This is a genomic window from Rhodococcus sp. IEGM 1305 (genome assembly GCF_030058635.1).
In the GTDB taxonomy this organism is placed as follows: Bacteria; Actinomycetota; Actinomycetes; order Mycobacteriales; family Mycobacteriaceae; genus Rhodococcus_F; species Rhodococcus_F opacus_D.
The window spans coordinates 38,726-53,761 of the sequence record NZ_JASHKX010000044.1 but is presented as its reverse complement, the minus strand read 5'-3'; the positions used below and the strand labels follow the sequence as shown (position 1 = coordinate 53,761).

Here is a 15,036-nt window from a genome sequence, read left to right as displayed (position 1 = left end):
GGGTGGAAGAAGTCAGCGCGTGGTTACGCCGACCGGCCCACCCGGGGCCGGCCTGCTAAACCAGAAATATGCGCGCTGCATGGCGCCCACAGTAACGGCTGCCCCCGATCGGCGCCACACCTACCCCGGGCCCCTGACATTTGTCACGGTGAGGTCGTGACGGACGTGTGGGGGTCGGCGGCCGTCCGGATCGCACGCTGAATGCATGACATCGACAGAGCACCGCACCTACTCGAAGGCCTCCGCGTCGCCGGCTCCGGCAGTCAGCCTGCGCGGCGTCCACAAGCACTTCGGTGACGTTCACGCCGTCCGGGGGCTGGACCTCGAGATCCGGCCCGGCGAGATCGTCGCGTTCCTCGGACCCAACGGCGCCGGCAAGACCACCACCGTCGACATCCTCCTCGGACTGTCCCGCCCCACAGCCGGCGAGGTGTCCGTGTTCGGCACCGATCCGCGCACCGCGATCGCGAAGGGTCTGGTCTCGGCGGTCATGCAGACGGGCGGGCTCCTGAAGGAGCTGACGGTCGAGGAGACCGTCCGGCTCACCGCTAGCCTGTTCGCCGACACCCGGCCGGTCGACGAGGTCCTCACCCGGGCCGGTATCGCCGATCTCGGAAACCGGTTGGTGGGCAAGTGTTCCGGTGGTCAGCAGCAGCGACTACGGTTCGCGATGGCATTGCTCTCCGATCCCGAGTTGCTGATCCTCGACGAGCCGACCACCGGCATGGACGTCGAGGGCAGGCGGGACTTCTGGTCGGCGATCCGCGCCGACGCGGACAGCGGCCGGACGGTGGTCTTCGCGACGCACTACCTCGAGGAGGCCGACGCCTACGCCGACCGGATCGTGCTGGTGCGCAAGGGAAAAGTGGTCGCCGACGGCACCGCCGCCGAGGTGAAGGCACTGGCCGCGGGACGCACGGTTCGCGCCCACTTCCCGGGCGCCGACAGGGAACAGCTGTTCGCGATCCCCGGCGCCGACAGCATCGAGGTTCGCGGCGACAGCGTCCTCGTCCACTCGACGGACACCGACGCCGTGGCCCGCCACCTCCTCACGCAGACGCCTGCCTGCGACCTCGAAATCGTCTCCCGAGGACTCGAAGACGCATTCATCGCACTCACCTCCGACGACTCCGCCACGGAAGGATCGAACTGATGACCACCCTCGCCGCACCCCGCCGCGTTCCCCCGCTCGGCGGACTCAACACCACCCTCCTCGGGCTCGAACTGCGCCGGCTGCTGCGCAATCGGCGCACGATGATCATCACTCTCGTCATGCCGGTCGTCTTCTTCCTCATCTTCGGTCTGAACCCCAGCTACTCGGGGGAGAGCGCAGGCAACGGGAACATCTCGGCGTACGTGATGATCAGCATGGCACTGTACGGCGCGATGATCGCGACGACGAGCGGCGGCGCGATGGTGTCGGTGGAACGGGCGTCAGGATGGAGCCGGCAGTTGCGGCTCACCCCCCTGTCCCCCGGGGTCTACATCTTCGTCAAGGTGCTCGTCGCGATGATGCTCGGCCTCGGGGCCGTCGGCGTCGTCTACCTCGTGGGCGCGTTCACGTCGGTCCACATGGACACGTCCCTGTGGTTCACGACGGCCCTGATCACCTGGCTCGGATCCGCAGTGTTCGCCGCGTTCGGCCTGTTCATGGGGTACCTGCTGCCGAGCGAGAACGTCATGCAGATCCTCGGCCCCGGGCTCGCCGTGCTCGGCTTCGCGGGCGGGCTGTTCATGCCGCTGCAGGACGGTTCGGTGTGGGCGTCGATCGCGCAGTTCATGCCCACGTACGGGCTGAGTCAGCTGGTGCACGCGCCGCTCACCGGTGACGCGATGCAGTGGACGTGGCTCCTCAACGTCGCGGTGTGGCTGGCGATCTTCGTCGGCGGTGCGGCGTGGCGGTTCCAGCGCGACACCGAGCGAGTGTGACGGCGGTATCGTGACTGCCGTGACCACCCCCGACGGCCCCGTCGTGACCAGACGATGGGGCCGTTTCGGATTCATTTTCGCCGCCGCCTGGACGGTCTTCCTGTTCCAGCCGTTCCTCGACGGCTGGGCCGCCCGCGATCACGTCCGCGGCTGGATCGGGATGATCGCCACGCTCGCCTTCGCGGTGACGTACCTCGCGATGTTCCGTTGGTCGCATACCCGGCGCGCGCACAACGAGTTTCGGCCGCCGCTGAACCAGGCGGCGCCGCTCGTCGTGGCGCTGTTCGGGCTCGCAGTCGTCATGGTGGTCGCCGTCGGGTCGTCGGGGCTGTCCGCCGCCGTCTTCCTCGCGGTCTCCGCGGTCATGCTGTTCCCCGCGTGGCTCGGCGGGATCACCGCCCTGACCGTCGCAGTTCTCGTGGAAGTGATCTCCACGGTGATGGACTGGGGGTCGGGCACCGGGCTCTCGCTGGGCGTGTGCGCGGCAGCGTTCGCGATGTTCGGCGTGACCAAGCTGATCAACCGCAACATCGAACTGGTCCGGGAACGGGAAGCGAGCGAACGGCTCGCAGTGCAGGAGGAACGCACCCGGATGGCCCGCGACCTCCACGACATCCTGGGGCATTCCCTCACCGTCATCACCGTCAAGGCCGAACTCGTCGGCCGGCTCCTCGACATCGACATCGACCGGGCCCGCACCGAAGTGGCGGACCTGGAACGTCTTTCCCGCGACGCGCTCGCGGACGTCCGGCAGGCCGTGCAGGGAATCCGGGGGCTGTCGCTTCCGGTGGAGATCGCCCGGGCCGGGGAAGCGTTGCGGTCGGCCGGAATCGAGGCGGAGCTGCCCAACAGCACCGAGTCGGTACCCACCGGACTGCGCGAGTTGTTCGCGTGGACCGTCCGGGAGGGTGTCACGAACGTGGTCCGGCACAGCGGCGCAACGTACTGCTCGGTCACGGTGGGCGAACGCGAGGTCACCGTCGTCGACGACGGCGCCGGGTGTAGTGAATCCGTGCACGGGAACGGGCTGGTGGGCCTTCGGGAGCGCGCCGCCGCCGCCGGAGCCCGGGTCGTCATCACCCATCCGCAACCCGGCGGGTTCTCGTTGCACGTGCTGAAGGAAGAGGCCTCGTGACGATCCGGCTGCTGCTCGCCGACGATCAGGCACTCGTCCGCGGTGCCCTCGCCGCCCTGCTCGACCTGGAGGCGGACCTCACGGTCGTCGCGGAGGTCGGGCGCGGCGACGAGGTCGTCGCGGCGGCGCGCGAGCACTCCCCCGACGTCGCGCTCCTCGACGTCGAAATGCCCGGTCTGGACGGGATCGCCGCGGCCGCGGCACTGCGGGCCGAGATGCCGCAGACCCGCGTCCTGATCGTGACGACGTTCGGTCGTCCCGGGTACCTGCGCAAGGCACTGCAGGCCGGTGCGTCGGGGTTCGTCGTGAAGGACACCCCGGCCCGGCAGCTCGCCGACGCCGTCCGGCGCGTCCATGCCGGACTGCGCGTCGTCGACCCGGCTCTCGCCGCCGACAGTCTCGTCAGCGGGGAATCACCGCTCACCGACCGGGAGACGGACGTGCTGCGGGCGGCGCGGGACGGTGCGCCGGTCGCCTCCATCGCGGCCGCACTGTTCCTGTCCGCAGGTACCGTGCGCAATCACCTCTCCTCGGCGATCGGCAAGACCGGCGCCAGCACCCGCGCCGAGGCCGTCCGCGCCGCGGAGTCGAACGGCTGGCTGTAGGCCCTCCGGGCCCGTGCGCCTTTTTGGTAGTTGGGGCTACCAAAAAGGCGCACGGGCCGAAGGCCTATGCTGGCCGGTGCAGCTGGTTCGCCCGGCACGGTCGTGAGGAGCCCCGAAGACCGCACCTGGCGTCGAAGCACGTCGGACTCCCCGGAGTCCGCGTGTGAGAGGGAACCCGGTGAGAATCCGGGACTGTCCCGCAGCGGTGAGCAGGAACGACCGCCGTCACCATGCACTGGGCAACCGCCTGGGAAGCGACGGCCACTAGGTCCGGTGCGATGTCGCACCGGCTGCCTGCGAGTCCGAAGACCTGCCGACTGTGTCGGGCACGCCGTGCCCGACGGTTACCGCCTCGTGGATTGGGCGTGTAGACCTTCTCGCGCTGCAGCACGTCCCTGGGCTCGAGAGGTGTACCCGTGTGCCGGCGGTGGCCGTACCGCGTACGCAACTGGAGATACCGTGACATTCACTTTCACCGCGACCGTGCTGGGCTCACCTCGCATCGGTCCGAATCGCGAACTGAAGAAGGCCGTCGAGTCGTACTGGGCCGGCCGCCTCGACGCCGAAGCGCTCGACGCGCTCGCCCGGGATCAGCGCGGTCAGACCTGGACGAGCCTGCGCGACGCCGGCCTCGACTCCGTGCCCGTCAACACGTTCTCGTACTACGACCATGTGCTGGACACCGCGGCGATGCTCGGCGCACTGCCCGACCGTGTCGCCGGCATCGAGAGCGACCTCGACCGCTACTTCGCCGCCGCCCGCGGCAACGACACGGTCGCCCCGCTGGAGATGACCAAGTGGTTCGACACCAACTACCACTACCTGGTGCCGGAGATCTCCCCGACGACGACGTTCGCCCTCGACCCGTCGAAGGTGCTCCGCGAACTCGAAGAGGCACGTGCCCTGGACATTCCGGCCCGCCCGGTGGTGGTGGGTCCGGTCACGTTCCTGCTGCTGTCGAAGGCTGTCGGCTCGGATGCACCCCTCCTCGACCGCCTCGACGAACTCGTCCCGCTGTATGCGGACCTGCTCGGTCGGCTCGCCGACGCGGGCGCCGACTGGGTGCAGATCGACGAACCCGCGCTGGTCGCCGACCGCACACCGGGGGAGATCGCGGCGGCCAAGCGGGCCTACGACCGGTTGTCCGCGCTGGAGTCGCGACCGGCGATCCTCGTCGCGTCGTACTTCGGCAGCCTCGGTGATGCACTTCCCGCGATCGCGTCGACCGGTGTCGAGGGGATCGCGATCGACCTGGTTGCCGGATCCGACCCCCTCGCCACGGTTCCCGATCTGACCCGCAAGCACGTCGTCGCCGGTGTCGTCGACGGACGCAACATCTGGCGCACCGACCTGGACGCGGCCCTGGCGTCGCTCGGCACCCTGCTGGGCAGCACCGGTTCGCTCGCCGTCTCGACGTCGTGCTCGCTGCTGCACGTCCCGTACACGCTCGACGCGGAGACCGGCATCGACAAGGCGCTGCGGTCGTGGCTGGCGTTCGGCACCGAGAAGGTCCGCGAGGTCGTCACACTCGGGACCGCACTGACCAGCGGTCGCGAATCCGTCGACGACGAGTTCGCGCTCGCCCGCGCGGCGGCGTCCACCCGCAGCACCGACCCACGTCTGCACGACGCCACTGTCCGTGCCCGGCTGGACGCGCTCACCGCGTCCGATCCGGGGCGCAGTCCCGCGGCGGAACGTCGGGAAGCCCAGTCGGCGCTGTCGCTTCCGGTGCTGCCGACCACGACGATCGGCTCCTACCCGCAGACGACGCAGATCCGCGTCGCGCGCGCGGCCCGGCGCAAGGGTGAGATCGACGAGGCCGAGTACCTGAACCGGATGCGCGCCGAGGTCGCGGATGTGGTTGCGCTGCAGGAGACTCTGGACCTCGACGTGCTGGTGCACGGCGAACCGGAACGCAACGACATGGTGCAGTACTTCGCCGAACAGCTGGACGGGTTCTTCGCGACGGACAACGGCTGGGTGCAGTCGTACGGCAGCCGCTGCGTTCGACCGCCGATCCTGTACGGCGATGTGCGCCGCAGCAACCCGATGACCGTCGAATGGATCACGTACGCGCAGTCGCTGACGCAGCGTCCGGTGAAGGGCATGCTCACCGGTCCGGTGACGATCCTGGCGTGGTCGTTCGTGCGCGACGACCAGCCGCTGGCCGACTCCGCCAACCAGGTGGCGCTGGCCATCCGCGACGAAACGGTGGATCTGCAGGGCGCGGGCATCCGGATCGTCCAGGTGGACGAGCCCGCGCTGCGCGAACTGCTGCCCCTGCGGGCCGCGGCTCAGCCGGCGTACCTCGACTGGTCGGTCGGGGCGTTCCGTCTCGCGACGTCGGGCGTCTCGGACTCGACGCAGATCCACACCCACCTCTGCTATTCGGAGTTCGGTGAGGTCATCGAGGCCATCGCGAGGCTCGACGCCGACGTCACCTCCATCGAGGCCGCGCGCTCGCACATGGAGGTCCTCGACGACCTCAACGCCGTCGGCTTCGACCTCGGCGTCGGCCCGGGCGTGTACGACATCCACTCGCCGCGGGTGCCCGGTGTCGAGGAGATCGCGGCGTCGCTGCGGGAGGCGCTGAAGGCGGTGCCGGTGGAACGGCTGTGGGTCAACCCCGACTGCGGCCTGAAGACCCGCGGTCCCGCCGAGGTCGAGGCGTCGCTGCGCAACCTCGTCGACGCGGCGAAGCTGGTCCGCGCGGAGCTGTAGGCGGCTCCGCCGCCCGTGAGTGGTTGAGGAGTCTCTGGACTCGTCAACCACTCACGGGGCCGAAGGCCCTGGTCTGCGACGGATTCTCGCCGAACCGGCGACGATAGGCGGCCGCGAAGAGGCCGAGGTTGACGTATCCCCACGCGCCGGCGATCGAGGCGACGGTCTCCCCCGGCGACGCGGTGAGCAGTTCCTCCCGAATGCCCTGGAGCCGCTGCTCACGCACGTATTCGGCCGGGGTGGTGTCCAGGTATTTCCGGAACGACCCGGACAGGGTCCGGACGCTGACCCCCACCGCGTCGGCGATGTCGGAGGCGGTCGGCAGTTCGCGGGCGTACTCCCGGATGTACTGGACGGCGTGCCGCACATAGCCGGGCGCCGCGGGGCCGGTGGACCTGTCCGGGTCCACTCCGGTGCGAGCCGCCCATTCGGTGAGCAGGTGACCGACGAGCAACTCCTGCAGGTTGAGCCCGATGCGCCCCTCGGTGGCGTGTCCGGGTAGCTCTCCCGTCGTCCGCATGGCGTATCCGAGCAGCGCCTGCCAGCCGGATCCACCGCCCCCGATGACGCATTTGCGTTGCCAGAGAAGATCTCCGGGGTCGAATCCCCACCACCGCACGGCCGTGTCAGCGAGCAGGGTGTGGGGAACGGTGAGATTGAGCTGGACGTGGTCAGGCGAGAACTCGACGAGGTAGTCGACGCGACTGCAGTCGGCGACGAACGTGTCACCAACCGGTGTGTCCGCGGTGGCGTCGTGGTCGAGGTGGTGCCGGGCGTTGCCCCGGATGGTCGTGAGAACGAGCGCGTTTCCGGCGTCGGACGAGAAGTCGCCGACCGAGACGGGAATTCCGTAGGAGAACCGGGTGACGGTGATGTCGCCGATCTTCGTGGAGTACATGCTCGACCGGGGTGACAGCCCGGCACCGAGCGGACGCACGACATAGGGCATGTACACGCGGTCGGACCAGAGTTGGATCTCGCTCCAGTCCTCCGACGCTCTGCGCTCGGCGGCCGTCGGCCGTCCCACCGCAAACGGATCCAGCACGACCATGCGTCGAGTATTCCAGGGCCTTCGGCCCCGTGCGCCTTTCTGGTTGCCGGAACAACCGGAAAGGCGCACGGGCCCGGAGGCCCATTGCTTATATCGTGAGTGTATGCTCATAATATGGGTGTACCTGTGACACCAGTCACTACCCCGCCTCCTCGATAAGGACGCGCACATGTCAGACGTAGCAATCCTGATCAACACCACGGTCGCCGTAGCGGCGGTCGTTCTGATGATCGTGCGTTTCAAGTTCAACCCAGTGGTGTCACTGGTCGTCGGATCCGCCTACCTCGGACTCACGACGGGACTCGGCACGGCCGAAACGGTGGAAGTCATCAGCACCGGTTTCGGCGACATCATGGCCGAAGTGGGACTTCTGATCGCCTTCGGCGTCCTGATGGGCGCCATGCTGAAAGAAATGGGCGCGATCCAGCGCCTGGTCGGGACACTTCTACGCGTGTTCGGGCCGAAACGAATGCCCTATGCGCTATCGCTGACAATCGCGACGTTGCTGCAGTCCATCTTCCTCGACGTCCTGCTCGTCATCTCCGCCCCGCTCGCCCGCAACCTCGCACCGAAGGTCGGCCGGGTCGGGACCGCACGCATGGCCACCGCCCTCGCCATCGGCCTCGAGTGCGGCATCGTGCTCATGGTTCCCGGTGTCGGCGCCCTCGCCCTCGCCGGACTACTCGGTGTGCCGCTCGGCAAGATGCTGATCTTCGGACTCATCCTGGTGATCCCGACCGTGGCGATCTCGGTCGCGATCATGTCCTTCCTGTTCACCCGCGGTTGGTGGAACCCGGAGAAGGACGAAGAGCACTTCCATCAGACGGTCGTCGACGACGAAGAAGACCAGTGGACCGACGGCGGCAGCGGCGGGACCACCCCGCGGCCCGATGCCGGCGGCGGCGTCGCCCAGGCGCAGCGCGCCGCGACCGTCACCGAGGTCACGGCCGGGCGCGCGGCGCACGACCGCCCCCTCATCCTGCTCCTCGCTCCGCTGCTCGTTTCCCTCCTGCTCATCGCGACCGGCGCGATCCTGGACATCGCCGAGATCAGCAATCCGGTCGTCGCGTTCGTGTCCGAACCGCTCATCGCGTTGTTGATCGGACTGATCGGCACCAGCTTCGTCGGACGCCTCACCGTCGGCCAGCACCGCGTCCAGAAGGCGATCGCCAGCGGTTTCAGCGAGAGCGGCCAGATCCTCATCCTCACCGGCGTCGGCGGGTCCCTCGCCGCGACGATCGCAGCGGCCGGTCTCGGTGACATCCTCGGCAAGTACTTCACTGCCAATCACGCCGCTCCGCTGCTGATGGTGTGGGTGATCGCCGCCGTCCTGCACGTCGCCGTCGGCTCGGTGACCATCTCCGCGATCACCGCCGCGGGCGTCCTCGCCCCCATCGCACCGACCCTCGGCCTCGACCCCGTCCTCATCGCCCTCGCGGCCGGCGCCGGCTCCCTGTTCGCGGTCCACGTCACCAGCAACACGTTCTGGCTGCTGCAGTCCTTGATGGGTCAGACCACACGAGGCACGCTGAAGACGTGTTCGGTGGGAGTATCGGTGGCATCGGTCGTCGCAATACTGCTCGTCCTGCCCATGAGCCTCGTTCTCTGAGCGTCACTATCAGTTAAGGATCACCATGTTCTCCGACAACACCATTCGGCCCCTCGACGGGGTTCGGGTACTCGAGCTCGGTAACTACATCGCCGCACCGACCGCGGGCCGGATGCTCGCCGACTTCGGGGCCGAGGTCATCAAGGTGGAGCGCCCGAAGACCGGCGACGAACTGCGCAACTGGCGGCTGTACTCCGGCGACACCTCGATGCTGTACCGCACGATCAACCGCAACAAGAAGTCGATCGTGCTGGACCTGCGCACCGAGGAAGGCAGGCAGCTCGTCCTGGATCTCGCCGCCAAGTGCGACATCCTGCTGGAGAACTTCCGGCCCGGCACCCTGGAGAAGTGGGGCATCGGACCGGACGCGTTGAACGCGGCCAATCCGGACCTGGTGATCACCCGCATCTCGGCGTTCGGGCAGACCGGGCCGATGTCGCAGAGGCCGGGGTTCGCCGCGGTCGCGGAGGCCGCGGGCGGATTCCGTGAACTCGTCGGCGACCCGGACCGGCCACCGGTGCGGGTGGGGGTGTCGATCGGCGACTCGATCGCCGGCCTCTACGCAGCGTTCGGTGCGGTGATGGCCCTGTTCCAGCGCGAAGCCGCGAAGGTCGCCGGAACCCCGGGTCCGTCCCTGCCGCATCGGATCATCGACGTCGCCCTCAACGAATCGATCCTGTCGATGATGGAGTCGCTGATCCCCGACTACCTCGCGTACGGCATCAAACGCGAACGCGTCGGCGGTCGAATGGAGGGCATCGCCCCGTCGAACGCGTACATCTGCAGCGACGGTGACAGCATCATCATCGCCGGCAACGGTGACGCCATCTTCCAGCGCTACATGGACACCATCGGCCGTCCCGACCTCGGCGCCGACCCGGACCTGTCCACCAACGCCGGACGGTGGGCGCGCCGCGACGAACTCGACACCGCGATCGGCCAGTGGACGATCCAGTACTCGCGCGACGAGGCGCTGAAGATCCTCGATGCGGCCGGGGTGCCGTCGGGTCCGATCAACACCGCCGCCGACATCTGCAGCGACGAGCAGTACGCGGCCCGCAACATGATTCAGCAGTTCACCGTCGACACCGGTGAGGCCGAGCCGAAGCAGGTCGGGTTCCCCGGCATCGTCCCGGTGATCGGCGGCAAGTCGCTGCCCATCCGCAACGTCGGACCGGACCTCGGCGAGCACACCCGGGAGGTCCTGGAAACGGTGCTCGGCAAGACCCCGGAACAGATCGACTCCATCGTCAACGACACGGTAGGTGGCCTCTCATGACGCAGTCCTTCGAATCACGCACCCTGCTCCGCGACGTCACCCTGCGTGACGGGTTGCAGTTGACGGGCAAGATGCTGCCCACCGCCCGGAAGCTCGAGATCGCCCGCCGGCTCCTCGAACTCGGCGTGCCCGCGCTCGAGATCGGGTCGATGGCCCGCCCCGACCTGGTCCCGCCGATGGCGAACACCGTCGAGGTGATCTCGGAGCTGACCCCGGAGGAACTCGATCACTGCTGGGTGTGGGTGGCGACGCCCCGGCACATGGAGAAGGCCGCCGCGGCCGGCGCACGACATTTCCAGTACTGCTTCTCCGCCTCCGATTCCCACAACCAGGCGAACATCGGTCGCTCCACCGAGGACAGCCTCGCCGCGATGCCCGCCGCGATCGAACTCGCCCAGCAGGTCGGCGGCAGCATCCAGCTGTGCATCGCGACGTCGTTCACCTGCCCGTTCGAGGGCCGGGTGCCCGAGCAGCGGGTCATCGACATCGCCAACGACCCGCGCGCCCACGGCGCCGTCGACGTCGTCGTCTGCGACACCCTCGGCCAGGCCGTCCCCGCCGAGGTGTACTCGCTCGTCTCCCGGGTACGGCTCGAAACCCCGCAGCGCGGCATCGTCTTCCACGGCCACGACACCTGGGGTCTCGGGGTCGCGAACAGTCTCGCCGCGGTCGCGGCCGGCGCGATGACCGTCGACGGCGCCCTCGGCGGACTCGGTGGCTGCCCGTTCGCACCCGGCGCCAGCGGCAACACCGCCAGCGAGGACCTGCTGTTCGCCACCCGCCCGGACTGGCTGAACCCCACCACGTTCGGCTCCCTCGTGGAACTGTCCGAGAAGACCCTCGCCGAACTCGGCGAAGCCAATCGGTCCAAGGCCGCGCAGGGCGCACGCTCCAATGCCACCGCGTTCGAGTGGGTCATCGGAGGCGGCCGATGAGCGCCGCGCGGTTCTACGTCACCACCCCGATCCCCGAACCCGCCCTCACGCTGCTGCGCGCCGCGGGCAGCGTCGACGTTCCCGACGAGCTTCCGGACGCCGCCCGGCTGCGGGAGGTCTGCGTGTCCGGCGACTACGACGTGGTGGTGTCCCAGCTTCGCGACACGTTCGACGCCGACCTCCTGGCCGCCGCGAAGATCCGCGGTATCTCCAACTACGCGGTCGGGTTCAACAACGTCGACATCGGGGCGGCGACCGCGAACTCGATACTCGTCGGCAACACACCCGGTGTGCTCACCGACGCCACCGCCGACGTCGCGATGCTGCTGATCATGGCCACCGCCCGCCGCGCCGTGGAGGCCGACACGTTCGTCCGCGCCGGACAGTTCACCGGATGGGAACCGAATCTGCTCCTCGGCCAGGATGTTTCGGGGCGCACGCTCGGTCTCGCCGGATTCGGCCGGATCGCGCGGGCGACCGCGAAACGGGCACTGGCGTTCGGGATGCAGGTGCTGTTCTGCCCGCGGCCGCCCGGCGACCGGCCGGTCTCGGACGAGGAACTCGGCGAATTCGCCGGACTCGTCACCCACACCGACTGGGACACCCTCGTCACCACCAGCGACTACCTGTCGCTGCACGTGCCCCTCAACGCGCAGACCCGCCACCTGGTCGATGCGGGCGTGCTGACGGCGATGAAGCCCTCCGCGATCCTGATCAACACCGCCCGCGGTCCCGTCGTCGACGAAACCGCCCTCGTCGCCGCCCTGAAGTCCGGGGAGATCACCGGGGCCGGGCTGGACGTCTACGAGGACGAACCCGCGCTCGCCCCGGGACTCGCGGAACTGTCGAACACGGTCCTGCTCCCCCACCTCGGCAGTGCCACGGTGTCGGTGCGCGCCGAGATGGCGAGGCTGTGCGCCGAGAACGCTGTGGCCATGGCGCAGAACCGGATTCCCCCGCATCCGGTCAACCCGGAAGCGTGGAACTCATGACGGTTCTGATCGCCCCCGACAGTTTCAAGGGCACCTACACCGCCCGCGAGGTCGCCGACGCGGTCGCGACGGGGGTCGAGTCGTCCGGCGGTACCGCGATCAGGTTGCCGGTCGCCGACGGCGGCGAGGGCACCCTCGACGTTCTCACCGTCCCCCTCGGATTGCGCCCGGTCACCACCCGGTCCCGCAACCCGTGGGGCAGCCCGTGCCGGCCGACGTACGGACTGTCCGACGACGGGACCGCGGTCATCGAGATCGCCGCCGCCTCCGGGATCACCACGCCGCACGACGGCCCCCGTGACCCGGTCACCGCCACCACGTACGGCACCGGGATGCTCGTCGCCGACGCCGCCCGGCGCGGTGCCCGGCACATCGTCGTCGCGGCCGGCGGGTCCGCCACCACGGACGGCGGCACCGGGGCCGTCGCCGCCATCGAGGCGGGCGGCGGACTCCGGGGCGCCGCCGTCACCGTCCTGACCGACGTCACCACCCGGTACGTCGACGCGGCCAGGGTGTTCGGACCGCAGAAGGGCGCCGACGCGGGCGCCGTGCAACTCCTCACGCGGCAGCTCGAGGCGAAGGCGCGGGCTCTGCCCCGCGACCCGTCGAGTGTCGACGCGACCGGTGCGGCAGGCGGGTTCTCCGGCGGGATGTGGGCGCGGTACGGCGCCGAACTGCGCTCGGGCGCCGATTACATCCTCGACGTGATCGGCTTCGACACCCTGGCCGCGGACCCGTCGGCGATCGTCGTCGGCGAGGGCAGGCTCGACGGACAGACGAAGGCGGGCAAGATCATCTCCGCGATCCTCGCCCGCGCGGGCACCGCCCCGGTGTACGCCGTCGTCGGCTCCGTCGGCGACGATCTCGGCGACTACCGGTCCCGGTTCGCCGGCGTCCTCGTCGCCACGGACGCCGTGGCCATGCACGACGCCGGCCGCACGATCGCGGCGCAACTCATGACGGGTAGCGGCCACCCAGCGTCCGGGTGACCTGCTCGGCGCTGCCGACGAGCAGATCCACCCACTTCTCGCACTGTTCGCGTGGCATGCGCAGTGTCGGCCCGCTGATCGCCAGAGCACCGATCACGTCGGCGGACGAATCGAACACGGGCGCAGCCAGTCCCGAGGCGCTGTCCTCCCGCTCGCCCGCGGTGATGGCGTATCCGTCGGCCTTGGCCTGGTGGATCAGTTCACGCAGCACCGCGGTGTCGGTGACGGTGCCCTCGGTCATCGGCTCGATGGGGCCGGCGAGGACCTGTTCGGTGAGGTCCTGGTTCCAGGCGAGCAACACCCGGCCCGCCGATCCCGCGGGCAGGGGGACGATCTTTCCGACGTACATGTTGCGACGCAGCGCGTGCTCGGTCTCCGCGATGGCCACGCACACGCGGTAGCCCTGCTCGACCCGGAAGAAGCTGGCGGTCTCGCCGGTGGCGTCGCGGATCTCCTTCAACACCGGCGTGACGACAGCCAGGATGTCGAGTCCCTTGGTGGCCGTCGCGGCCCAGAACGCCATCTTCACGCCGATCCGGATCTGGTCGCCGGACCGGTCGAGGAATTCCTGCGCCACGAGGTTGCTGACCAGCCGTTGGACCGTCGACGTCGGCAGTCCCGTCGCCTGGTGGATCTCGCCCAGCGTCATCGACGGACGCGTCAGGCTGAAGGCATCGAGGATCTCCGTGATCTTGCTCAGCACCAGCAACGGTTGGTGCTTGGAGGTCAATTCGCCGTCTTCCGCTCGCATGCCCTCGAGGATAGTCGCCCCCACCAGCACGTGAGTGCCAACGAACGGCGGAACACACTTCGGCACTCACCTGGGGCGAATCGACTGTCGCCACACGGGCGCGAATGTGGTACCTATTGAAGATGCTCGAATTCGACTCGACGAAAGGCGCATGAGCGCCCACCGAGATATCTCTCCGACACGATGGTTCGGGGAATTCACCCGCGCGTTCGACGCGCTTCGATCGCCCCCTTCACGGTGCCGCGACCCGTCCGCTCCCTGCCGGACACTTTTCCATTCACCATTAACGCTGTGCTACAACGACTTCGAGAAAGGAGGTAACCGTGAAGTTGGCTGAGGCACTGGCCGAACGGGGCGATCTGACGCGTCGGGTGGAGCACCTGAAGTCGCGCATCCTCACGAACGCACGACACCAGGAGGGCGAGTCGCCGGCGGAGGACGCCGCGGCGCTCCTCGTCGAACTCGAGGAGGTCCTGGACCGCCTGGAGGTCCTCGTCCGAAGAATCAATCGGACGAATACCGCTGCACCACTGGGCGACGCGAGCATCACGGACGCACTGGCCCGCCGGGACATGCTGCGCATCCGGCACCGGGTAGTGTCCGCCGCCGCGGATGCCGCCTCCGGGCGTGAGCAGGACCGATACGGCAGGCAACTCCGCTCCGAACTCGTCTTCGTCGCGGCGTTGCCCGTCCGGGATCTGCGGCGGACGGCAGACGATCTCGCCCGGAAGATCCGGGAAATCGATCTGCAAGTGCAGAAGGAGAATTGGGAAGTCGAGTTGCTCGACTGAACAGGCTGGGTAGTAGGTAACCGTTTCGGAGGCGAGCACACACCGCGAGTCGACGGTAATTCGGCTCTTCTCCGGCGTGGAGGGCAACGCTCCGGGCACACACCCGGATCACACTGCAGCCCTGCACACCGCACAGGTGACGGTGCACGACGCACACCTCATCACCGGGTGCTGATCCGAGACGGCGAGGGCGGGCAAGGGGCTACCCACACACGTGAGTGGCAGAGCGTGCCGAAGCACACTCTGCCA

General features: G+C 68.7%; 13 protein-coding genes and 1 riboswitch. Of the genes, 11 read left to right on the top strand and 2 right to left on the bottom strand.

Features of this window, described 5'->3' with window-relative positions; translation table 11 throughout:
* Positions 1-205: 205 nt before the first annotated feature.
* The 5 genes from QM693_RS33070 (at position 206) to metE (ending at position 6,390) form a co-directional block, all read left to right on the top strand.
* Entirely contained in the window at positions 206-1,153 is a 948-nt protein-coding gene (locus QM693_RS33070; RefSeq protein WP_283354441.1) for an ABC transporter ATP-binding protein, read from the top strand.
* Entirely contained in the window at positions 1,153-1,929 is a 777-nt protein-coding gene (locus QM693_RS33065) for an ABC transporter permease (RefSeq protein ID WP_283354440.1), read from the top strand. The genes QM693_RS33070 and QM693_RS33065 overlap by 1 nt, the downstream gene beginning before the upstream one ends.
* Before the next feature lie 19 nt (positions 1,930-1,948).
* On the top strand, positions 1,949-3,064 hold the full coding sequence (locus tag QM693_RS33060) for a sensor histidine kinase (RefSeq protein WP_283354439.1): 1,116 nt from the start codon (positions 1,949-1,951) through the stop codon (positions 3,062-3,064).
* A complete protein-coding gene (locus tag QM693_RS33055; RefSeq protein WP_061043544.1) occupies positions 3,061-3,669 on the top strand; it encodes a response regulator transcription factor in 609 nt (202 codons plus the stop codon). Before QM693_RS33060 ends, QM693_RS33055 begins: the two co-directional genes overlap by 4 nt.
* Before the next feature lie 121 nt (positions 3,670-3,790).
* Positions 3,791-4,001: riboswitch (cobalamin riboswitch) on the top strand.
* 127 nt (positions 4,002-4,128) lie between these two features.
* Positions 4,129-6,390: a 5-methyltetrahydropteroyltriglutamate--homocysteine S-methyltransferase gene (gene metE / locus QM693_RS33050; RefSeq protein ID WP_283354438.1), complete on the top strand. Its 2,262-nt coding sequence runs from the start codon at positions 4,129-4,131 to the stop codon at positions 6,388-6,390.
* Positions 6,391-6,433: 43 nt separating this feature from the next.
* On the opposite strand, the gene QM693_RS33045 is transcribed toward metE, so the two are convergent.
* Positions 6,434-7,441: an AraC family transcriptional regulator gene (locus tag QM693_RS33045; protein WP_283330704.1), complete on the bottom strand. Its 1,008-nt coding sequence runs from the start codon at positions 7,439-7,441 to the stop codon at positions 6,434-6,436.
* 169 nt (positions 7,442-7,610) lie between these two features.
* Between QM693_RS33045 and QM693_RS33040 the strand changes: the two genes are divergently transcribed.
* From QM693_RS33040 to QM693_RS33020, 5 genes are read left to right on the top strand one after another with little or no spacing between them, the layout of a single operon-like run.
* The gene (locus QM693_RS33040) at positions 7,611-9,050 is read left to right on the top strand and encodes a GntP family permease (protein ID WP_283354437.1); all 1,440 of its coding nucleotides are present in this window, start codon (positions 7,611-7,613) and stop codon (positions 9,048-9,050) included.
* A 25-nt stretch (positions 9,051-9,075) separates the two neighbouring features.
* Positions 9,076-10,329, top strand: a complete 1,254-nt coding sequence (locus tag QM693_RS33035) for a CaiB/BaiF CoA transferase family protein (RefSeq protein WP_009477976.1) — start codon at positions 9,076-9,078, stop codon at positions 10,327-10,329.
* Positions 10,326-11,264 carry a hydroxymethylglutaryl-CoA lyase gene (locus QM693_RS33030; protein ID WP_283354436.1) on the top strand — a complete coding sequence of 313 codons (939 nt, stop codon included), beginning with the start codon at positions 10,326-10,328 and terminating at the stop codon, positions 11,262-11,264. The genes QM693_RS33035 and QM693_RS33030 overlap by 4 nt, the downstream gene beginning before the upstream one ends.
* Positions 11,261-12,256 carry a 2-hydroxyacid dehydrogenase gene (locus QM693_RS33025; RefSeq protein ID WP_283354435.1) on the top strand — a complete coding sequence of 332 codons (996 nt, stop codon included), beginning with the start codon at positions 11,261-11,263 and terminating at the stop codon, positions 12,254-12,256. Before QM693_RS33030 ends, QM693_RS33025 begins: the two co-directional genes overlap by 4 nt.
* Positions 12,253-13,245, top strand: a complete 993-nt coding sequence (locus tag QM693_RS33020) for a glycerate kinase (protein ID WP_283354434.1) — start codon at positions 12,253-12,255, stop codon at positions 13,243-13,245. The genes QM693_RS33025 and QM693_RS33020 overlap by 4 nt, the downstream gene beginning before the upstream one ends.
* Here QM693_RS33020 and QM693_RS33015 read toward each other — a convergent pair.
* Positions 13,211-13,996, bottom strand: coding sequence for an IclR family transcriptional regulator (locus QM693_RS33015; protein ID WP_283354433.1), 786 nt, complete (start codon positions 13,994-13,996; stop codon positions 13,211-13,213). The genes QM693_RS33020 and QM693_RS33015 overlap by 35 nt on opposite strands.
* Before the next feature lie 323 nt (positions 13,997-14,319).
* Between QM693_RS33015 and QM693_RS33010 the strand changes: the two genes are divergently transcribed.
* Positions 14,320-14,787 carry a DIP1984 family protein gene (locus QM693_RS33010; RefSeq protein ID WP_280778660.1) on the top strand — a complete coding sequence of 156 codons (468 nt, stop codon included), beginning with the start codon at positions 14,320-14,322 and terminating at the stop codon, positions 14,785-14,787.
* Positions 14,788-15,036: the final 249 nt, after the last annotated feature.